21 protein-coding genes are annotated in these 21,192 nt (G+C 38.3%); 8 read left to right on the top strand and 13 right to left on the bottom strand.

All coding sequences use genetic code 11. The features are described 5' to 3' along the window. Positions 1 to 11: 11 nt before the first annotated feature. The 8 genes from thrC to W908_RS02475 all read right to left on the bottom strand — a co-directional run bounded on the left by thrC (position 12) and on the right by W908_RS02475 (position 9,489). On the bottom strand, positions 12 to 1,085 hold the full coding sequence (thrC, locus tag W908_RS02440; RefSeq protein WP_053819772.1) for a threonine synthase: 1,074 nt from the start codon (positions 1,083 to 1,085) through the stop codon (positions 12 to 14). A gap of 13 nt (positions 1,086 to 1,098) precedes the next feature. Further along, positions 1,099 to 2,376 (bottom strand): homoserine dehydrogenase, encoded by a 1,278-nt coding sequence (locus W908_RS02445; RefSeq protein ID WP_053819773.1) that lies wholly within the window; start codon positions 2,374 to 2,376, stop codon positions 1,099 to 1,101. Between the two features lie 123 nt (positions 2,377 to 2,499). Further along, a complete protein-coding gene (locus W908_RS02450; RefSeq protein WP_053819774.1) occupies positions 2,500 to 3,954 on the bottom strand; it encodes an NAD-dependent succinate-semialdehyde dehydrogenase in 1,455 nt (484 codons plus the stop codon). Positions 3,955 to 4,030: 76 nt separating this feature from the next. Beyond that, positions 4,031 to 4,825, bottom strand: coding sequence for an ABC transporter permease subunit (locus W908_RS02455; protein ID WP_053819775.1), 795 nt, complete (start codon positions 4,823 to 4,825; stop codon positions 4,031 to 4,033). Continuing rightward, entirely contained in the window at positions 4,822 to 5,736 is a 915-nt protein-coding gene (locus tag W908_RS02460) for an ABC transporter permease subunit (protein WP_053819776.1), read from the bottom strand. The genes W908_RS02455 and W908_RS02460 overlap by 4 nt, the downstream gene beginning before the upstream one ends. A gap of 5 nt (positions 5,737 to 5,741) precedes the next feature. Further along, positions 5,742 to 6,872, bottom strand: a complete 1,131-nt coding sequence (locus W908_RS02465; RefSeq protein ID WP_053819777.1) for an ABC transporter ATP-binding protein — start codon at positions 6,870 to 6,872, stop codon at positions 5,742 to 5,744. A gap of 68 nt (positions 6,873 to 6,940) precedes the next feature. Next, positions 6,941 to 8,035 (bottom strand): polyamine ABC transporter substrate-binding protein, encoded by a 1,095-nt coding sequence (locus tag W908_RS02470; RefSeq protein WP_053819778.1) that lies wholly within the window; start codon positions 8,033 to 8,035, stop codon positions 6,941 to 6,943. Between the two features lie 95 nt (positions 8,036 to 8,130). Beyond that, positions 8,131 to 9,489: a glutamine synthetase family protein gene (locus W908_RS02475; RefSeq protein WP_053819779.1), complete on the bottom strand. Its 1,359-nt coding sequence runs from the start codon at positions 9,487 to 9,489 to the stop codon at positions 8,131 to 8,133. Positions 9,490 to 9,593: 104 nt separating this feature from the next. On the opposite strand from W908_RS02475, the gene W908_RS02480 reads away from it, so the two are divergent. The 6 genes from W908_RS02480 to W908_RS08855 all read left to right on the top strand — a co-directional run bounded on the left by W908_RS02480 (position 9,594) and on the right by W908_RS08855 (position 14,784). Next, positions 9,594 to 10,199: a GntR family transcriptional regulator gene (locus tag W908_RS02480; RefSeq protein WP_236849159.1), complete on the top strand. Its 606-nt coding sequence runs from the start codon at positions 9,594 to 9,596 to the stop codon at positions 10,197 to 10,199. A 193-nt stretch (positions 10,200 to 10,392) separates the two neighbouring features. Then, positions 10,393 to 11,766 (top strand): aminotransferase, encoded by a 1,374-nt coding sequence (locus W908_RS02485; RefSeq protein WP_053819780.1) that lies wholly within the window; start codon positions 10,393 to 10,395, stop codon positions 11,764 to 11,766. Between the two features lie 13 nt (positions 11,767 to 11,779). Beyond that, the gene (locus tag W908_RS02490; RefSeq protein WP_053819781.1) at positions 11,780 to 13,048 is read left to right on the top strand and encodes an NAD(P)/FAD-dependent oxidoreductase; all 1,269 of its coding nucleotides are present in this window, start codon (positions 11,780 to 11,782) and stop codon (positions 13,046 to 13,048) included. Between the two features lie 30 nt (positions 13,049 to 13,078). Further along, the gene (gene speB, locus W908_RS02495; protein WP_053819782.1) at positions 13,079 to 14,050 is read left to right on the top strand and encodes an agmatinase; all 972 of its coding nucleotides are present in this window, start codon (positions 13,079 to 13,081) and stop codon (positions 14,048 to 14,050) included. 18 nt (positions 14,051 to 14,068) lie between these two features. Further along, positions 14,069 to 14,491 carry a glutamine amidotransferase-related protein gene (locus tag W908_RS08850; protein ID WP_236849160.1) on the top strand — a complete coding sequence of 141 codons (423 nt, stop codon included), beginning with the start codon at positions 14,069 to 14,071 and terminating at the stop codon, positions 14,489 to 14,491. Then, entirely contained in the window at positions 14,467 to 14,784 is a 318-nt protein-coding gene (locus W908_RS08855; RefSeq protein WP_236849161.1) for a type 1 glutamine amidotransferase family protein, read from the top strand. The genes W908_RS08850 and W908_RS08855 overlap by 25 nt, the downstream gene beginning before the upstream one ends. Here W908_RS08855 and lhgO read toward each other — a convergent pair. Together lhgO and glaH are read right to left on the bottom strand one after the other, a co-directional pair. Next, on the bottom strand, positions 14,776 to 15,987 hold the full coding sequence (lhgO, locus tag W908_RS02505; RefSeq protein ID WP_053819783.1) for an L-2-hydroxyglutarate dehydrogenase: 1,212 nt from the start codon (positions 15,985 to 15,987) through the stop codon (positions 14,776 to 14,778). The genes W908_RS08855 and lhgO overlap by 9 nt on opposite strands. Positions 15,988 to 16,018: 31 nt before the next feature. After that, the gene (glaH, locus tag W908_RS02510) at positions 16,019 to 16,945 is read right to left on the bottom strand and encodes a glutarate dioxygenase GlaH (protein WP_053819784.1); all 927 of its coding nucleotides are present in this window, start codon (positions 16,943 to 16,945) and stop codon (positions 16,019 to 16,021) included. A gap of 99 nt (positions 16,946 to 17,044) precedes the next feature. On the opposite strand from glaH, the gene W908_RS02515 reads away from it, so the two are divergent. Beyond that, positions 17,045 to 17,713 (top strand): GntR family transcriptional regulator, encoded by a 669-nt coding sequence (locus tag W908_RS02515; RefSeq protein ID WP_053819785.1) that lies wholly within the window; start codon positions 17,045 to 17,047, stop codon positions 17,711 to 17,713. Here W908_RS02515 and W908_RS02520 read toward each other — a convergent pair. Both W908_RS02520 and W908_RS02525 read right to left on the bottom strand, forming a co-directional pair. After that, positions 17,708 to 18,241: an RNA pyrophosphohydrolase gene (locus W908_RS02520; protein WP_053819786.1), complete on the bottom strand. Its 534-nt coding sequence runs from the start codon at positions 18,239 to 18,241 to the stop codon at positions 17,708 to 17,710. The genes W908_RS02515 and W908_RS02520 overlap by 6 nt on opposite strands. Next, entirely contained in the window at positions 18,241 to 18,900 is a 660-nt protein-coding gene (locus tag W908_RS02525) for a Bax inhibitor-1/YccA family protein (RefSeq protein WP_020024604.1), read from the bottom strand. The genes W908_RS02520 and W908_RS02525 overlap by 1 nt, the downstream gene beginning before the upstream one ends. A gap of 62 nt (positions 18,901 to 18,962) precedes the next feature. Here W908_RS02525 and murD point away from each other — a divergent pair, with 62 nt between their 5' ends. Continuing rightward, a complete protein-coding gene (gene murD / locus W908_RS02530) occupies positions 18,963 to 20,267 on the top strand; it encodes a UDP-N-acetylmuramoyl-L-alanine--D-glutamate ligase (RefSeq protein WP_053819787.1) in 1,305 nt (434 codons plus the stop codon). Here murD and miaA read toward each other — a convergent pair. Then, entirely contained in the window at positions 20,239 to 21,168 is a 930-nt protein-coding gene (miaA, locus tag W908_RS02535) for a tRNA (adenosine(37)-N6)-dimethylallyltransferase MiaA (protein WP_053819788.1), read from the bottom strand. The two genes, murD and miaA, sit on opposite strands and share 29 nt — an antisense overlap. Positions 21,169 to 21,192: the final 24 nt, after the last annotated feature.

Consider the following 21,192-nt stretch of genomic DNA (forward strand, 5'->3'; position numbering starts at 1 on the left):
GCCTTAAAAAGCTACATGTTGTCCAGGATAGCTTTTTTAACTTCATCTAATGTTGGGTTGATATTAATCATTGCCCCCGTGTCACATTGAGAGATCGCTGTATCTGGATCTTTCAGGCCATGACCTGTCAGCGTACATACAACGCTTGAGTGATCAGGAATTTTTCCAGATTTAATATCTCTTAATGCTCCTGCCACTGAAATAGCTGAAGCAGGCTCACAAAAAATTCCTTCCTTTTCAGTTAACAATTTTTGAGTGGCTAGAATTTCTTTATCAGAAAATGAATCAAACCAACCGTTTGACTCTTTGCTTAGTTTGAGTGCTTGATCCCAACTTTGAGGATTACCAATTCTAATTGCAGTTGCAATCGTTTCAGGTTTTTCGACCCTAGAGCCCTTGATAAATGGTGCAGCACCCTCTGCTTGATAGCCAAGCATTGTAGGGGTTGAGGAGGCTTTTCCAGCTTTAAAATATTCTGTATAACCCATCCAGTGTGCCGTTATGTTTCCTGCGTTACCTACAGGCAAACAATGAAAATCTGGGGCATGACCGAGCTCTTCAATGATTTCAATTTCAAATGCTGCCGTTTTTTGACCTTGAAGTCTGAAAGGATTGATCGAGTTTACGATGGACACTGGTGCGAATTCAGCTACCTCTTTAACAAGCTGCATTCCGTCATCAAAGTTACCTTTAATCTGAATAATGGTTGAGCCGTGGATCATGGCTTGCGCGAGCTTACCTAAAGCAATTTTCCCCTCAGGTATAACAACAAAAGCTTTAATTCCAGCTCTTGCAGCATAAGCGGCTGCAGCGGCAGAGGTATTTCCAGTTGATGCGCAAATGATCGCCTTGGAGCCACTCTCGACAGCTTTAGTGACTGCCATAGTCATACCTCGATCTTTGAAAGAACCAGTAGGATTTAATCCTTCATACTTGATATAGAGCTCAACCTGAGTGCCCATTTCGCATGGAATGTTTTCCAGTTTTATTAGTGGGGTGTTACCCTCACCTAGGCTTATCAGACGAGTCTTTTCACCAACAGGTAGTCTGTCTCTATATTTCTCAATTAATCCTGTGTATCTCATAATTATTAATATTTTAGTCTAGTAGTTCAATATGAATGAGTTGGACTTCAGCTTGGTTAAAGTCACTTGCTTCAATTGCTTTCTTAATATTCATCACTGTCTTAGTGCTGACTCTGTCAGTTGTGATTGCAATATGTGCATTTTTATTCTCATCAACTTGTTTTTGAATTAAGGCTTCTATACTGACATTGTGATCGTTAAAAATTCCTGTTACTTTTGAAAGAACACCCTTAATATCAGACACTAGTAGCCTTAAAAAGAATTCACTAACTATTGCGTCGTTGTCAACTACATTAATCTTTTCTTGAGATTTCCATCCTAGTATGTGGTTGCTGGTTTGATTATTGATAATATCATTAAGGTCTGCAATGACGGCAGATGCAGTGGCTTCGTCACCAGCACCAGCACCATAATATAGGCTCGTCCCGAGCGCATCACTCTTAACCAGGACAGCATTCATTACGCCATCCACCTGTGCAATTAATTGACTGTTAGAAACCAGGGTTGGATGAACACGAAGTTCTATACCATCTTCTACTCTTTTTGCAATTCCGAGATGTTTTATTGTGTAACCCAACTCTGTTGCATGGAGGATATCTTCCGTTGTAATTTTGCTAATACCTTGCGTATAGACTTTACTGAATTGAATTTCTGTTCCAAAAGCAATTGCCGCAAGGATTGAGAGTTTGTGTGCAGCGTCAATTCCTTCAATATCAAAGGTAGGGTCTTCTTCTGCATAGCCAAGAGCCTGAGCTTCTTTTAATACATCATCAAAGTCTCTACCCTTTTCCTTCATGTCGGTTAGGATGAAGTTTCCAGTTCCATTAATAATACCTGCCACTGATTCAATGTTATTAGCGCTTAAGCCTTGGCCTAAGGCCTTTATGATTGGAATTCCTCCAGCAACTGAGGCTTCAAATAAGAAGCGAACTTGTTTCTTATTTGCAAGCTTCATTAACTCGTTACCATGATTACCAATGAGTGCTTTATTAGCCGTAATAATATGCTTACCATTATTGATAGCAGCCTCAACCAATTCTTTGGCTAGACCAAAACCACCAATAAGCTCCAAAACAACATCAATGTCAGGATGATTGACAACCTCGAATGGATCTTCCGTTAATTTAATATTAGAGGTGTCACAAATTCGTTTTTTTGTTACATCTCGAACACCCGCTATGACGAGCTCTATTTGAACACCAGTGCGCCTTTCTATCGATGCACTATTTTTTTGTAACACATTGATAACGCCACCACCAACTGTCCCGAGACCAAGAATTCCAACTTTCATTATTGTATTTTATAAATTCGAATGCGCCATTATACCAAGCAGCGAAATGACTCATCAGAAATCATGTTTAAAAATGTTGCTACAGTAATTGAACTCTGATAACCAACAATTTATATGAGTCAATTATTTAAGTCCACCCATACAGATGTACTTAAGTTCCATGAAGTCATCAATACCATAGTGAGAGCCCTCTCTTCCAAGTCCCGATTCTTTCACGCCACCAAATGGAGCTACTTCATTAGATATAACGCCTTCATTAATACCCACCATGCCATACTCTAAAGCTTCTGAGACCCGCCAAATGCGATTAATATCCGTTGTGTAGAAATAAGAAGCTAAGCCAAACTCAGTATCGTTTGCAAGTTGGATTGCCTCTTCCTCAGTTTTGAACTTAAAAACGGGTGCAAGAGGTCCAAAAGTCTCCTCTGAGGCCATTTTCATGGAGGCATCAACGTTTCCAATAACGGTTGGCTCAAACATAGTGCCGCCATTCTTATGGGGCTTTCCGCCAGCAACAATGACAGCGCCACGATCTAAAGCATCTGCCAAGTGATTTTTAACTTTGTCAAGTGCTTTAAAGCTAATAAGTGGGCCCTGATTAACGCCTTCATCCATTCCATTGCCAACGTTAAGCGTTTTAACGGCTTCTCCTAGTTTTTCAACGAAATGATCATAAATGCCTTCTTGGACAATAAAGCGGTTTGTGCAAACACAGGTCTGTCCCGTGTTTCTAAATTTTGAGATGAGCGCGCCGGCCACCGCAGAATCTAAATCAGCATCATCAAAAACGATAAATGGGGCATTGCCTCCAAGCTCCATTGAAACCTTTTTCATAGTATCAGCACAGTTACGTGTTAAGATTTTTCCAACAGCTGTAGATCCGGTAAATGATAGTTTTCGAACAATAGGACTATCGGTTAAAGCCTTTCCAATTTCACTCGATTGAGTCCCAACCACGACATTTAAAATACCACTAGGGATTCCAGCTTGCTCAGCCAGTTCAGCAATTGCAAGAGCTGATAATGGGGTCTCTGCAGCTGGTTTAATGACCACTGGGCAACCTGCAGCTAAGGCAGGAGCACACTTTCTAGTGATCATTGCAATTGGAAAATTCCATGGCGTTATTGATGCAACAACACCAATAGGCTGCTTGATAACTAAAATCCTTCTGTCATTTGATGGAGTCGGGATAATGTCTCCATAGGTTCTTTTACCTTCTTCTGCGAACCATTCAATGAATGATGCGCCATAACCCACTTCTCCTCTTGCTTCAGCAATTGGCTTACCTTGTTCGGCTGTCATTAATATAGCAAGGTCTTCTTGGTTTGCCATAATCAGATCAAACCACTTTTTGAGGATGATTGCTCTCTCTTTGGCAGTTCTAACTCTCCAATCTGGCCAGGCCTCGTTGGCAGCATTGATGGCTTCATCGGTCTCTTTCTTGCCCATATCAGGAAGAGTGCTTATGACTTCATTGGTGTAGGCATTTGTAACATCAAAGCGAGAATCTGCATCATCGCCAACCCATTTTCCATTGACATAACCGTGCGCTTTCAAAAGACTAGAGTTTGTTAACATAATTTATCCTAATTGCTGAATTATTTAAAGATGCTAATTATAAAGTCCTATTCACTAAATGTGTATAGCAAACTTATTAGACTTTTATGACGTTTTGCTTTTGCCTTCTGCCAATGATGGATGCACTAATAACACCAAGCGTAACGAGACCCACCAGAATAGTTGAAACTGCATTGATTTCAGGTGTAACCCCAAGTCTTACCATTGAGTAAATCTTCATAGGCAGTGTGGTTGATCCAGGGCCAGAGGTAAAACTTGCAATGACTAAATCATCAAGCGATAAGGTGAAAGATAAGAGCCATCCTGCAACAACTGCAGGAAGGATAATGGGAAGAGTGATCAAGATAAAGGTTCGAAAAGGAGTGCAGCCTAAGTCAAGTGCAGCCTCTGTAATGCTGTCATCATAGCTAGACATTCTTGACTGAATGACAACAGCAACGTAACACATTGAAAAGGTTATGTGAGCAAGTGTAACTGTAAAAACTCCTCGATCAACTGCTAAAGCAACAAACATCAGTAAAGTTGAAAGTCCAATAATGACCTCTGGCATAACCATTGGAGCGTAGATCATCCCTGAAAAAAGTGTGCGACCCCTAAAATGGCCAAAACGCGTCATGACTAGGCCTGCAATAGTTCCAAGAATGGTTGCAACAGTTGACGATACAAATGCGACCTTGATTGTTACCCAGGCTGCATCTTTTATACCTTGATTCTGCATCAGTTCGCCATACCACTTAGTAGAAAATCCACCCCAGACAGTAACCAAGCGTGACTCATTAAAGCTAAATAAGATTAGCAGGATGATGGGTATGTATAAGAACGAAAACCCAATTACCAAAGCTAAAATGTTGAAGTTTCCAAACTTTTTCATGAGATAGCCTTTTCTTGAGATCTTTGATAAAGCATTATTGGAACCACAAGCAAAGCTAGTAATATTATAGCAACGGCTGATGCAACTGGCCAATCGCGATTATAGAAGAACTCAGTCCAAAGCACTTTTCCAATCATAAGAGTCTCTGAGCCTCCTAGTAAATCTGGAATGACAAACTCACCCATGACAGGAATAAAGACTAAGAAGCAGCCTGCTAAAATGCCTGGAAGAGAGAGCGGAACAGTGACTGTCCAAAAAGTTTTAAAAGGCCTGCATCCAAGATCAGCTGCAGCCTCTAAAAGACTCATATCCATTTTTTCTAAATTGGCATAGAGCGGCAAAATCATAAATGGAAGATACGAGTAAACAATACCAATGTAAACGGCAAGGTCAGTGTTCATAATAATTAAAGGTTTTTCGATGAGCCCAATGGTCATCAAGGCCAAATTTAATAAACCCTCTGTTTTCAAAATACCAATCCAAGCGTAGACCCTGATGAGGAATGAGGTCCAGAATGGAAGAATTACAAGCATTAACAGTATCCCCCTCCAACGCGTTGGCGCTCTTGCCACGCTGTATGCAATTGAATATCCAATGATGAGGGTCAGGACTGTTGAAATGACGGCAATTTTTAGGCTTGATAGGTATGCCTTAATATAAAGAGAGTCACTGAAAAGAAATAAATAACTCTCAAGACTTGCTTGGACTGATGGAAACCAAGAATCTCCCCAATCCAGAAGAGAAGTATAGGGCGGTATCGCCATAATCGGTTCAGCAAGGCTGATCTTGAGAACAAAGATAAAGGGGAGAAGGAAAAACAACAAAAGCCATACATAGGGAACTGCTATGACTGCAAGTCTGCCACTCAGTAAAGATCTGAAGGGGCTTGACATTTTTTGCTTGTTTTTCATGATGGTTACGACAGAAGAACGACCGCTGAGTGGGGTGCCCATTGTAAATAAACCTCATCTTCCCAGGTTAGATGGTGTTCTTCAGTTCTTTCACGATTTGCCCGAATTGCTTTGAGAATTCTTCCATTATCAAGCCTGACATGGTAAGTTGAAAAGCTACCACCATAGGCTATATCCTCAATTTTTCCTTTTAATATATTGTGATTATCAGACGGCTTCTTTTTAGAGATTTCAAGCTTTTCAGGCCTAATCGCAAACCACATCATATCTCCAGGAGATGCATCAACCTCCTGCGTTGCAAAAACAATGGATTTAGAGTCCTCAGATTCTAGTTGAGTACCAGTTTCATTTTGGCCTTTATAGATGCCTTGTAATATATTGACATCCCCGATAAAGTCTGCCACATCCTTGTTGATTGGCGCCTCATAAATTTCAGTAGGTGTTGCCACCTGGACTAGGTTTCCTGAGTCCATCACCCCAATCCGACTGGAGACTGTCATCGCTTCCTCTTGGTCGTGAGTCACAATAACAAAGGTGACCTCAAGTTTTTCTTGAATGTCCATAAGTTCGAATTGTGTTTGCTCTCTGAGCCTTTTATCAAGGGCTCCAAGAGGTTCATCAAGAAGTAATAGTTTTGGTCGTTTGGCAAGACTTCTAGCCAAAGCAACGCGCTGACTTTGACCACCAGAAAGTTGATTGGGTTTGCGTTTAGCAAAATCTGTCAGCTCGACCAGTTCAAGCATTTCTTCAACCCTTTGCCTGATTTCATTTTCCGGAAGATTGTCCTGCTTCAAGCCAAAGGCAATATTTTTTTCGACTGTCATATGCGGAAAAAGGGCGTAGGACTGAAACATCATATTGATGGGTCTGAGGTGAGGCGGTATTTCTGAGATATCGTCACCGTCCAGAAGGATTCTTCCATCAGTTATTTTCTCAAACCCTGCTAGCATTCTAAGAAGAGTTGTTTTGCCACAGCCAGAGGGCCCTAATAACGAGAAAAACTCATTCTTATATATATCAAGGTTAAGGTTATCAATAGCGGTAAAGTCGCCGAATTTTTTAGTGACATTTTCTATTTGAATGTAAGGCTTTTCAGACGAATTGAGCCACGGTGAAGCTGATAGTGTTTCAGACATGATTTTAAATTAAAGAGAAAAAACCTTCATGATGCGAGGCATCATGAAGGTAATTTTGATTTTTTCAACTACTGACCAGTTTTTACTTTAGTCCATGTTCTAGTGACCACTCTTTGAATTTTGGGATCACTATAGCTTGGGCTAATATAAGTATTCTGCATGACTTCTTCTGTAGGATAGACAGCTGGATCACTCAGCAAATCAGGCTCAAGTAATGGCTGAGATGCAAAGTTACCATTAGCATACCAAACATAGTTTGTTGCAGTCGCAATCTGCTCAGGGTCCATTATCCAGTTGATGTACTTATGAGCATTAGCAGTATTTGGGGCATCCTTAGGAATTGCTAACTGATCGAACCACATAAGAGCTCCTTCATCTGGAATTGCGTAGACAATCTCGACACCATTTTCAGCTTCTTCAGCTGCATATAATGCCTGAAATACATCTCCAGACCAGCCAACTACGAGACAGATATCTCCATTTCCAAGAGCATCAATATATTGTGATGAATGGAATTTCTGGATGTATGGTCGAACTGCAGTCAGAACATCCTCAGCTTTCGCTATGACATCCTTATCAGTACTTCTTGGATCTTCACCAAGATAGGCTAGGGCTGCTGGAATTATTTCTTCAGGAGCATCTAGAAGATGAACACCACAGTCTGCGAATTTAGAAACAACATCCGGATCAAAAACCATCGCAAGAGAAGTCGTTGGCGCATTATCCATCCTTTCGTTTATCATTTCAACGTTGTAACCAATTCCAGTTGTTCCCCACATGTAGTTGACTGAGTAGTCATTCAGAGGGCCAAATTGTTCCACTTGCTCTTCAATCTTTCCCCACATGTTGCTAATATTTGATAATTTTGATTTATCTAGTTTTTGAAAAACACCTGCTTGAATTTGACGTGCTAAGAAGCTGCTCGATGGAACGACTACATCATACCCAGATCCTCCTGCTAGCAGTTTAGACTGCAAAAACTCGTTAGAATCGAATACGTCGTAGACAACTTTAATACCTGTTGCTGCAGTGAAGTCCTCGTTAACTTGCTCGTCAATATAATCTGACCAGTTATAAACATTAACCACTTCTTCTGCAATCACCGCTTGAGCTGAAAACGTCAGTGCTCCAGCTATGAGCAGCTTATTTAACTTATTTTTCATTATTACTCTCCTTTTATTTTTTACTTTTAAGTTATTGGATTATATTAAATTTTTATATTTAATAATCACCTTTTTTAAAAATACAGTCCATTTGATCAAAGATGACGCAAATATGAATTGTATTCAAAATCTGTAATTGTGCTATCAAACCTATTGATTTCGGATTCTTTAACAACTTGATAAGATTTTTGAAATTGCTCACCAAAAAACTCCTTCACAACTGAAGATTGACTTGTTTTTTTAACGGCCTCCCTCCATGTGATTCCTAATTCAGGCTTATGCTGAGCATGAGCATTGCCAATCGTTTCATTATCGAGTAGATCTTTATTTTGAATTCCTGAAAGAACGCTTGAGAGAATAGAGGCAAAGACAAGATATGGGTTTGCATCTGCACTTGGTAATCTGAATTCTAATCTCGTTGCGCTTGAAGATGCTTCTGGAAGTCTAATGAGTGAGGTCCTATTTTCATTTCCCCAGCTCAGAGTCGTTGGCGCATGATCAGCATTGTGAACGAGTCTTCGATATGAATTCGCACTGGGTGCATAAAACGACAGAAAGTCTGGTGTTGTTTTTAATAGACCAGCTATTGAGTTTGCAAAGATGCCTTTGGGTTGCTTGTCTTTATCAACTTCAAAGACATTATTGCCATTTTTATCAATAAGGCTAAGATGAGCATGCATCCCATTGCCTGCATGTTCTGAAAATGGTTTTGCCATAAATGTAGCGTTAAGATTAAATTTTTTCGCGCTGTTTTTGATAGAGCGCTTCATTAAGAAGGCTTGGTCTGCTATTAATAAAGCGTCATCATGATGCAGTAGGTTAATTTCAAACTGTCCAGGAGCACACTCTTTTATAGCAGTTTCAGCAGGTATCCCTAGTAAGTGTGCACTTTTTTCTACCAGGTCAAAAAACCCTTCGAAGTCATCCATTTCATTTAAATTTAGAAGTTGAACCTCTTCATATCTTCTATTGGTGCCAGGAATGAGTGGCATTTGGGGATGACCGTTTTTTTGAAGTTTTTGATCAATTAAATAAAACTCCATTTCAGGCGCAATAACTGGCTTAAGTTCTAGCTCTTCGAAGCGTTTCAAAACTGTGCTGAGGATATGCCTTGGGTCAGCGTAAATAGGATTCCCATCGCCATCTTCCATACTGACCAGGCACTGCGCATTTTTACGAGAACTCCAAGGGGTAATGGCAAGGGAATTCTCAACGACTCTGCATATGGCGTCGCCATCGCCGGACATAACCAGTCCTGTCCCTTTAGGATTGTCTCCCCAAACATCGAGAACATAGCTTGAGATAGGCATTTTTAATCCACCTTTGGAGGCTTTAATCAAAGTTTTAGGAGAGGCATTTTTACCTCTAGGAATCCCATTAAAGTCAACATAGATAAACTCAACTTTCTCAAGATCAGGATTTTCATCAAGAAATTTTTCTGCAAAATTCTTCATAGATTGTTTTTGAAAATATTATTTGCCTACATTAAATGTGAGATAATTCTATCATATTTGTGATCACAAATTAATAATATAAAAAAATATTATAAAAGATTAGTATGGATATTTTATCGAAAGTTGAGCCAAGGGATTTAAAGCTAAATGCAAATGAATGGGTTTACAACTCTTTATGCCAGTTAATTCTTTCTGGAGAATTTGTTCCTGGTATTTCTTTTACTTTTAGAGGGATTGCTAATTCATTTGGAGTTAGTACTATGCCTGTGCGTGAGGCTGCTAATAGACTTATTTCAGAGGGTGCTCTTGATATGTCTGAAAAACGAAGAATTACTGTATCGCAAATGACTCAATCTAAGTTTGATGAGTTGAAAGTTGCTAGATTAAATTTAGAGCCACATTTAGCAGGTCTTGCTTTAAATCATATAAATTCTAAAAGAGTTAACCTACTTATAAATATAGATAAAAATCTTGATTATGCTATCTCAACGGGAAATGTTGTAGACTACATTAAATACAATTACCAGTTTCATTTTGGTATTTATGAGGCTGGATCATCACCAGTATTGCTTCCTCTTGTAAGGACTTTATGGCTTCGTTTTTCACCTTTTTATAGAATTGTTGCAGGAAGAGCAGGGACTCAAACTATGAAAGATTTTCATAAATCAGCTATTGATGCTATTAAAGATAAAGATTCTGTTGCATTGTAGCCACGTATGCATAGCGACATATTAGAAGGAATGGAAATGCTGAATGAATCGCTAAATGAGTAAAAATGATTTAACTTAATTCTATTTGCACATAAGCGTGAAAATTTCTTGCGTTTATTCTCTTTTCTCTATATTATTATCTGTGATCACAAATTTTATTAAACCAATTATTTACATTTAAATGAGGAATATAATGAATATCAGTACTTCTGCTCTCCAAGAAAAAAATGCAAAGCATTTAATTCAGTCTTTCAGTGACTTAAGTTACATCAAAAATCCCGAGTCGACGCACATTATAAGTAAAGCAGATGGCGTATATATTTACGACAACGATGGTAAGAAAATTTTAGATAGCATGTCTGGCCTCTGGTGTGTCAACATGGGCTATGGTCAGCAATCAATCATTGAGGCAGTGAATAAGCAAATGAAAGAGCTGGTTTATTATAATAATTTCTTTGGATCGAGCCACCCATCTGCTATCAAATTATCTGAAATGATTGCAAATAAAACCCCAGAAGGCATGAATAAGGTTTATTTTTGTGGTTCTGGATCTGAGGCGAATGATACTGTTGTCAGGTTGGCAAGGCACTACTGGGCTGCCAAAGGAAAACCTTCTAAATCAGTCATTATTAGCCGCACAAATGCTTATCATGGATCAACCATGGCGGGAGCTAGTTTAGGCGGAATGAGCGCTATGCATGCTCAAGGTGGTTTGCCAATAGCTGATATTGAACATGTGGATCAGCCCTATTATTATGATGCTTGCGTTGAGGCAGGCGGTAAGATTGATGCCGATGAATTTGGAATTAAAGTTGCTCAAAGCCTGGCTAAAAAAATTGATGAGCTTGGCGAAGACCGAGTTGCTGCATTTATTGCAGAGCCAATTCAGGGGGCAGGTGGCGTTATTATTCCTCCAAAAACTTATTGGCCTGAGATTAGTAAAATTTGTAAGGAGAGAAATATTCTTTTGGTTGCGGATGAGGTGATCTGCGGCTTTGGAAGAACGGGTGAATGGTTTGGATCAGGCCACTTTAACTTTAAGCCAGATTTAATGCCTTTTGCAAAGGGAGTCACTTCAGGATATCTTCCAGTTGGAGGCGTTATTGTTAGAGATGATATTGTTGAGGTGTTGGCTGATGCAAAACAAGAATTTGCTCACGGTTATACCTATTCAGGGCATCCAGCCTGTATGGCTGCCGCTGTTGCAAATCTCGAGCTCATGGAGAGCACAAATATCTTGCATCAAGTCAAAAATAATACTGCACCATACCTTGGCGACAAGTGGAAGGATCTTGAGAGTCATTCTTTGGTTGGAGAGGCGAGACATCTTGGGATGCTTGCGGCTATAGAAATTGTTGAAGATAAAGAGAACTGTAAGAGATTTGACAATAGCGCAGAGATTGTTGGAAGATGCAAAAACTTTTGTTATGAAAATGGCATCGTAATGAGAGCTATTAAAAACAAGATGGTTATTGCGCCACCATTAATATGCAATAACGAACATATTGATGAAATTATTGCAAAGGTTTGGAAGTGTCTTGATTTAACAGCTCAGTCAATAAAGTAATTTAAATTTTCGCGTGCAATCATATTATCAGGCTAGTAGAAATACCCAGATAGATCAGCCAGAACTCATTGGGGACCATGTTGCAGATGTATGCGTTATTGGCGGCGGATATACCGGTCTGTCAACCGCTCTTTATTTAGCAAATGAAGGCGTCAATGTCCTTCTTATTGAGTCAAATCTAATTGCATCAGGCGCCTCTGGGGCAAATGGTGGTCAGGTTTCTGGCGGCATGCGAAGAGATCAATTTTATTTGGAAAAAACTTTAGGCGTGGATTACGCCAAAGTTTTATGGGGAATTGGAGAAAAGTCAAAATACCATGCCAAAGAGCTGATTGATAAATACCAAATCCAGTGCGACTATAAAAAGGGGATTGCCCACCCAAACCACAAGCAGAAATATTGTGAAGAATCAAAGCAATATGTTGACCATATGATTCAGAACTATGACTATAAGGATATGGTCTATCTTAGTGATGATGAAATGAGGGAGGTTACAGGCTCGGATACTTATTATGGCGGAAGTTATGATGAAGCTGAGGCCCATTGCCACCCTTTAAACTATGCTCTAGGCATTGCAAAGGCTACGCTATCTGCAGGTGCAAAAATCTATGAAAATAGTCCTGCGACTAGTTATAAGGTTTTAGATGATCATGTCAGGGTAAACACTAAGAATGGCTCAATTAAAGCTGACCGAATTGTCCTTGCTTGTAATGGATATCTTGAGAATTTAGAGAAAAGCTTAACATCTAAAATTTTACCAATGAACAACTATATTGTTGCAACTAAGCCACTTGATGATGAAACGGTTCAAAAGATAAACCCTAAAGATATTGCCTTTGCTGACTCAAGATTCGTAATCAATTATTTTAGAATGAGTGCAGATAAGCGCTTACTATTTGGTGGTGGAGAGAATTATTCACAAGAATTATCTAAGAATATAGTTCCCATTGTTACTAGACCCCTAGAAAAAATTTATCCATTTCTTAAGGGTATTAAAATCGATTACGCTTGGGGCGGCAAACTTGCAATTACAATGAATCGCCTTCCATTCTTTGCATCTCTTCACAATGAAAAGGTTATTTCGGCTCAAGGTTACTCTGGGCAAGGCGTTGCTTTAGCAAGCTATTCTGGCAAAATAGTATCTGAGAAAATAACAGGCACTGGAGAAGTATTTGATATTATGTCTAAAATTCCAAGGCCAAGCTTTCCAGGAGGCCGGTTTTTACGAAATCCTAGTATGAAAATTGGTATGCTTTACTACTCGTTGTTGGACAGAATATAATAGCCTTGTTTATTTAAAAAAGAGAATTGCATGAGTATTGATGATTTTGAAGATATGAAGACTGACCAAGCCTTCACTAGAAAAAGTCTTTATAGCAGGGCTAATGAAATGACCTATGGCGGCGCTCTAAGCTTTCTTAGGCGAAAATATACAAAAAATTTAGAGGGTGTCGATATAGCAGTCAGTGGCATCCCATATGACGCTGCAACTAGTTTCAGGCCAGGCGCTAGATTTGGTCCAAAGGCAATAAGAGAGGCATCAGTACAGCTTGCAGAATTGTTGGCTTTTCCAGATGGGATTGATCCATTTAAAACCCTAGCTGTTACAGACTATGGAGACTGTGAGTTGGATTATGGTTTTCATGGGAACATTGTGTCTGAAATTGAAAATCATGCTGATACTATATTAGACTCTGGAGCCGAAATGCTGACTTTTGGCGGAGATCATTTTGTAACTTATCCTCTTTTAAGGGCTCACGCAAAAAAACATGGCCCTATCGCACTTGTGCATTTTGATGCGCATACAGATACATGGCCTGATGAAGATGGAAGACTTGACCATGGAACGATGTTTTCAAGAGCCATTAAAGAGAACTTAATTGATACGGAGCATTCTATACAGATTGGAATTAGGACTCATAACAGTCATACCAAAGGCGTTAAAATTCTAGATGCACCATGGGTCCATGAGAATGGAATTAATCAAGTCATCAAAAAAATTATTGAGACAGTCAAAGATCGACCTGCTTACCTTACATTTGATATAGATGGCCTTGATCCAGCCTATGCCCCTGGAACTGGAACACCAGTTGCTGGCGGACTAACCTCTGCGCAAGCCTTGGGAATTGTTAGAGGCTTGGGAGATTTGAAATTTATAGGTGCTGATGTCGTAGAAGTGGCACCTGCCTATGATCATGCCGATATAACTGCTATTATAGCTGCCACGATTGCTCATGACTATTTGGTACTAAGGGCAAAACAAAAAAGAAGCCAAGACAAATAAACCAAACCAAAAAAAATAATGAAAATAGGAATACTGTTAGTAGGAAGAGCGACTGATGATTTAGTTGAAAAATATGGAACATATGCTGAAATGCTTATTTCACTTATCAACTCTAAAGAGGAAGTATTTGAGTTTAAGACATTTAATATTCTAGATTCTGTGCTTCCTAAAAACCATTTAGAGTGCGACGGCTGGATTGTTACTGGCTCTCCACACGGTGTCTACGAAGAGCACTCATGGATACCAACTGTGAGTGAGCTTATTAATGATATCTATCATGCGAGCTTACCCATTTTTGGGGTCTGTTTTGGGCATCAACTGATCGCCCCCGCTGGCTTGGCGGCCATGTTGAGAAATCCATTAAGGGCTGGGGTTTGGGTCTGCATACCTATGAAATTAATAATAAGACAGACTATATGGGTAATTTGCCAAAAGAGTTGACTCTGAACATCTGCCATCAAGATCAGGTTCTTCAGGTTCCTGAGGGTGCTAAGGTATATGCTAAATCTGATTTTTGTGAAAATGCTGGCTTTTATATTAAAGACAAAGTCTTAACAATGCAGGCTCACCCAGAGTTTTTAGTCGATTTTATTGAAGCACTCCTGACAGCACGAAGAGACTTAACGATACCCAAAGAGTTTGTTGATCCAGCTTTATTAAAGCTCGAAGCAGAGCCAGATAGTCTCCAGTCAAGCCAGTTTGCTGAAACAATAAGGCAGTTTTTTTTAAGATAGTTTCTTAAAAGCTTCTGTCGCTTTGTGGGTGATGTATTTTCCAATAGGGATTGCAGAGGTTGCAGCTGGAGAAGGTGCATTGCAAACATGAATAGAACGCCTACTTTCTGCAAATAAAAAGTCGTGTACCAGTGACCCATCCTCCAGAACGGCTTGCGCTCTAATGCCTGCCGGGTAGTGTTCTAGATCATTTAGCTTAATTTGTGGGCTGTATTTTTGCACCTCTTTCAAGTAACCACGTTTAAAAATGGAATTTTTCATTTCATATAGTCCAGATTTAAGATTCTTTTTGATAACATTATGAAACCCCTTAAAAGATAAGAACTGAAGGGTATCTTTTATACTGAAATTAAATTTACTGTACCCCTCGCGTTTGAATCCAAGAACTGCGTTTGGACCAACAGTAATACTTCCATCTATCATCTTTGTTAAATGTACCCCTAGGAATGGTAGGTCTGGGTCAGGTATAGGGTAAATCAAGTGTTTAACAAGGTTATTGTGTTTACTTGGAAGTCTGAAGTATTCCCCTCGAAATGGAACGATTTGGAAATTAATTTTTATATTAAGTAGTTTTGCTATTCGATCAGCCATTAGTCCAGCACAGCAGATTAGATATTTAGAATTTAAGGATTCTCTTGAAGTAATAATTTTAATTTTTTCTTCATCTTCCTCTAAATTAACTACTTCAGAATTAAGAAGAAACTCGCCACCCTTTGATTCAAATTCCTCAGACATTTTTTTTGTAATTAATTTGTAGTCAACAATCCCTGTGGACTTTACTAGAAGAGCGCCAATGCCAATAATATTAGGCTCAACCTCATTGAGCTGCTTTTGGTCTAAGGCTTCAACGTCTATTTCGTTAGCTTTGCATCTTTCATGCAGTTCATACATTCGTTGAAGCTCGATTTTATTTGTGGCAACTAGTAATTTACCGCACTGCTCATAGGGGATATTATTATCAGAACAAAAGCTAATTGTCTCTTTGAGGCCTTCGCGGCAAAATTCAGCCTTTAGGCTTCCAGGTTGATAGTAAACACCCGCATGAATAACGCCGCTATTGTGGCCAGTTTGGTGTTTTGCAAAAGAGTTTTCTTTTTCAATTAATAGAATTTTATTGTCCGGGTGTTTATTAATAAGAGATAGTGCGGTAGATACGCCTACTATTCCTCCACCCAAAACTACATAGTCATACATTGGCTTCATTAATTATTTAAAGTGAGCTATCACTTCCATTTTATTGAATAAATACGCCTCTTTGTCGAAGAAGCTCTCTATGAAGGTCTTTATTTGCAAAAAACATATCTCTACCGTGCAGCCAAAAATAGTTATTAATGATCAACATACTTCCTTCACTAAGCTTGATATTGTATGTATTAGAGTCTTTTTCTAGGGATTCACCCAGTTCATAGAGATAGAGTCCTTGATTCATATTAGTTGGTTCTGCAAATTGATCAATGAATGACATTATGGGCTCCTCACCCTCTTCTTCAATAAAGATTGGATGCGTTGTTTTATAGCTAATATTCTTGCTGGAAGGGGAGCCCCATTGAATATCTTCTTTGGCAACTGGATGACTATGAAATTTTTCTAATTCGTCCCAGTCATCTAAGTGCAAAAGGAGTGAGCCACCTCCTTCAACATTTAATTCTAGAATTTTTTGCATAATAACCCAGTCAGTTTTCTCTTTAACGTAAGTACCATCATTATGAAGCTCCATTCTTCTATGGGCTTGACGAAGGTAGCTGTCGCTGTTGTCTTCATTCTTGACAGAGAATCTCGCATAAAATTTTCCAGACATTGAATCAAGATTTGGAAGACCTATAAGATGGGATATAGCTGTAGAAAGAAGAATATTAAAATCAATAAACTGTTCACCTACTAAATTTTTATCATTTTCATATTGAAGCAATACTGCACCAGTTTGTCGATTTTTTAAAATATCGAGTAAGCAAAGACCAAGGGTATTCTTTGTAAGTTCATTAAGGCAGTTAGCAATATAAAAACGAAGAAATGGCTTGTATTCAATTGACTGAACATCGAGATGATCAATACATTTAATAAATTTATCAATTACTTCATTATCTATTGTAAGTAACTGAAGACGGGGGCTACCCTTATGACTTAAAAAACTAAATCCGATATTATTTGTGTGTGAAATCATTGCAAATTATAAAATGTCGACATTTAGCAATTATAACTACATTTGTGATAAAATTCAAACTGAAATATCTATTTCTTAATGATTTAATTTGGTTTATAAATGACTGATTCTAGAGATAACACTGCTTCGAAAATACTGGACTCATTGAAAAATGACATTATTTCGGGTGAGTATCTTCCCAAGCAAAAGCTTCACATTAAAACATTAAAAGAAAAATATAATGTTGGTACGAGTCCGCTCAGGGAGGCTCTATCTCAATTAATGGCGAACGATTTAGTTGTCTCAAAAAATCAGCGAGGTTTTTATGTCAGTGATATCTCACTTGAAGACCTGACAGATATTTACCAGACACGAGCAAAGATAGAGTCGTTATGTATTGAAATGTCTATTGATAAAGGTGATGACTATTGGGAGGCAAATTTAATAGCAGCTTCCCACAGATTAAATAAATATAGCAAAAAAGATAAACCAGATACCAATGAGTGGCAAAGTAGGCATGGTGACTTCCATGAGGCCTTAGTGTCTGGGTGTAACTCACCTAGGCTATTTCAAATTAGAAGTTCCCTTATTGAAAAATCAAAGAGATATCGTAGTTTATGGTTAAAAGAAAATGTATCTAATGCGACAACATTGAAAATCAATCAAAATGAGCATGCAGCTCTGATGATCTTAGCCCTTGAGAGAGATAAGAAAGCTATTTCTAAGCTTATTGAAGAGCACATTATGACCCCAGTCGGAATTATCAAAAAAAGTCTATCTCAACTATAATTTAATAGCACTGAATTGTAATGGTCTAGATAGCTCATTAGGGATACTATGTTCATTGTCAAAAAGTATTGGAGCTAGTGCTTTCAGCATATCCTCGTATACATCTCTTTTAAAATTTATGACTTCATCGACCGGACTCCAGTAGTCAACCCATTTCCAGTCATCAAATTCAATATCATGGTGCAGGTTAAGAGAGATATTGTCATCGCTTGATTCTAGTTTTAATAAAAACCAGACTTGTTTTTGGCCAATGCAGGTGGGTTTTTGACTTCTTCTAATATGTTCTAATGGTAAATCATATCGAAGCCATTTGGGTGTTTTTGCAATTAATTTGACGTGCGCAGGATAGAGGCCAACCTCCTCCTCAAGCTCCCTATAGAGAGCATCTATTTCGGTTTCATCTTTATCGATTCCACCCTGAGGAAGTTGCCACGCGTCTTGTTTACACCGCTTTGCTAAGAGTATCTGCTTTTTGTCATTAGTAATTACAATACCTACGTTAGCGCGATATCCATCGCTATCTATCACTAGTCATCGCCAGAGAAAACACCTAAGAGGTGAAGCAGGCTTAAGAATAAGTTATAAATAGAAATATATAGCGTTACTGTTGCCATGATGTAGTTTGTCTCGCCACCATGAATGATATTACTGGTCTCAAACAAAATCAGCCCACTCATTAAAAGAATGAATGCAGCTGAAACAGTTAAAGATAAAGCAGGAATCTGAAAAAAGTACGCAGCGATACCTGCTAAAAATGCAACCACAATGCCAGCCGTTAAAAAGCCAGATAAAAAGCTAAAGTCTTTTTGAGATACAAGTGCATAAAAAGAAAGCGATAGAAAAATAGCTGCAGTTCCAGTCATGGCCATAGCAACAAGCTCTGCTCCGTTTGAGAAAGCAGTTGTATAGGCGCCTACTATAGGGCCCAGAGTCAGACCCATAAAGCCTGTAAGAGCGAAGACAGCAAATATTCCTGAGGCTGAGTTTCTAAGCTTTGTGACTAAAAACAAAAGCCCAAAATATCCACCAAGCGTTATCAAAAGACCAAAATATGGTAGATTGAGTGACATCGATAGATAAGCCATGAGTCCACTAAATAATAGCGTTGCAGAAAGGAGCTGGTAAGTGTTTCTTAGTGTTCGATTAATTACAATCGAACTAGAAGTTGTTTGAACATTTGTTGGCATAATAAAATAGTAAAGTAAAAGTGTAAAATATAGTCAATTTTGGTCGAAAACACAAGGTTTTCATGAAACTTATTTTAGGTTTGGGGGTTACAGGTCTTTCAGTAGCTCGTTTTTTTAATAAAAATAATATTTCTTTTCGGATTGCAGATTCCCGACAAGAGCCTCCGATGCTGAAAATTAGTAAAAATGAAAATCTACTGCATGATTTCTATTTTGGAGAATGGAATGTATCTTTATTAGATGATATTTCAGAAATCATCATCAGCCCTGGAATAGCTGAATCAGAGTTAATTGTTCGATGGGCTCGCAAAAAAAATATTTCTATCATTAGCGATATTGAACTATTTGGAAGATATGTGAAAGCGCCAATGATTGGCATCACAGGCTCAAATGGAAAGTCAACCGTGACCCAATTGCTAGGCGAAATGGCGCTTGCAAGTTCATTAAAAGCTTATATTTGTGGCAATATTGGAAATCCAGTCATGGAGAGTATGAATGATGATGCTGAGCTATATATTGTCGAGCTCTCGAGTTACCAATTAGACTATACCAATCATTTGGATTTATATGCTGGGGTAATAACGAATATTTCGCCAGATCATCTTGATAGGTATTCAACCTATAATGATTATATTTCTTCAAAATTATCAATTTATAACTACTCTAAGTTTAATATTGTTAATCTCAATGAGTCTGAGGTTAGTGAGATTATTGGAGATAATTTATTTTCAATTGAGCAGAGTGAATCCAGGTGTGATTTCTTTGCAAGTGAGAAAAATGATTTGTATGAAGTTTTTCATCAAGATAAGCTTTTAATGTCTAGCAATGATATATCAGTAGTTGGAAAACATAATATTGAAAATATTCTTGCTGCTTTGACTCTGGGGTATCGATTTGGTTTATCAGTCGATGTTATGAAAGAGACTGTAATGGGCTTTAAAGGGCTGGTTCATCGATTAGAATTTGTGTCAACTATAAACCAAGTTGATTTTTATAACGACTCAAAATCAACTAACGCTATTTCAACTATAACTGCAATTAATGCTCTTGATGCCAAGTATGCGAATCTTGTTTTAATTTTAGGTGGAATTGCGAAAAAAGAAGACTACTCAGAGTTGTTTAAATTAATCAGTCAAAAGGTGAAGACCGTTATCTTAATTGGAGAGTCTAGTTCTGATTTTTGTAGACATATAGATGGACCTAGAGTAGTAGTTTCTGAGTCAATGAAGGAAGCAGTTGAAATATCTAAAGAAGCTTCAGAATCTGGAGCAGTTGTCCTATCACCAGGTTGCGCAAGTTTTGATATGTTTGATAATTTTAACAATAGAGGAGAGGTTTTCAAGCATCATGTTCTTGAAGATAATTAATTGCTTGATTGGTTTCCAGCCCCTTTAAAATTAAAGCTTCATTCTCATTTCTTAGCCAAGTACACTGTCTCTTGCATAGCTGTCTCGTTGCTACGATTGCTTTTTCTACCATTTCCTTCTTAGAATAAATACCTTCAAAATAATTCCATGCCTGTCTATAGCCAACACATCTCATAGATGCTAAATCAAGATTAAGTTTTTTATTTTCTCTTAGTAATTTAACTTCATCAAGAAAGCCATTTTTTATCATTTCAATAAATCGCTTCTCAATTCTAATATGAAGATCTGATCGTTCAGGCATAAGAACAATTTTTTTTATTTTAAGATCTAGCTTGTTTTGATTTTTGTTGCCCTGAAGTGCGCTTAAAGTTTCTCCCGAAAGATCGTAAACTTCGAGTGCTCTTGTTATTCTCTGTGAATCATTAGGGTGAATTCTTTCTGCTGATTTTGGATCAATCTCTTGTAACTTGTCGTGTAATTTTTCACTCCCCATTTTTTGTAAAAGATTGTTAAAGTATTTTCGAGATTCATCTGTTGCGGCAGGAAGTGCAGATAAGCCATGCTCTAAAGCATTAAAATAAAACGAGGTACCACCCACTAATATTGGCAACTTACCCTCATTTAAAGCATTAGTAATATATTTTTTTGCTAGAGTAATAAATTCCGTGACTGAAAAACTGTCCTCTGGATTGCAAATATCTATCAACTTATGAGGGAAGCTTTTAAGCGTTTCCTTGTCAGGCTTTGCAGTGCCTATATCCATACCCTTATAGATTAGCGCTGAATCAACGCTGATTAATGTTGAGTCGATGATCTTACTTATTTCAATAGCTAGTTCAGTTTTTCCGGAAGCTGTAGGTCCCATCAAAAACAAAACAAAATTACTTGACTCAATAGTCATAACAATACTAGGCTTAATTCTGTA

This window comes from Candidatus Pseudothioglobus singularis PS1 (genome assembly GCF_001281385.1).
In the GTDB taxonomy this organism is placed as follows: Bacteria; Pseudomonadota; Gammaproteobacteria; order PS1; family Pseudothioglobaceae; genus Pseudothioglobus; species Pseudothioglobus singularis.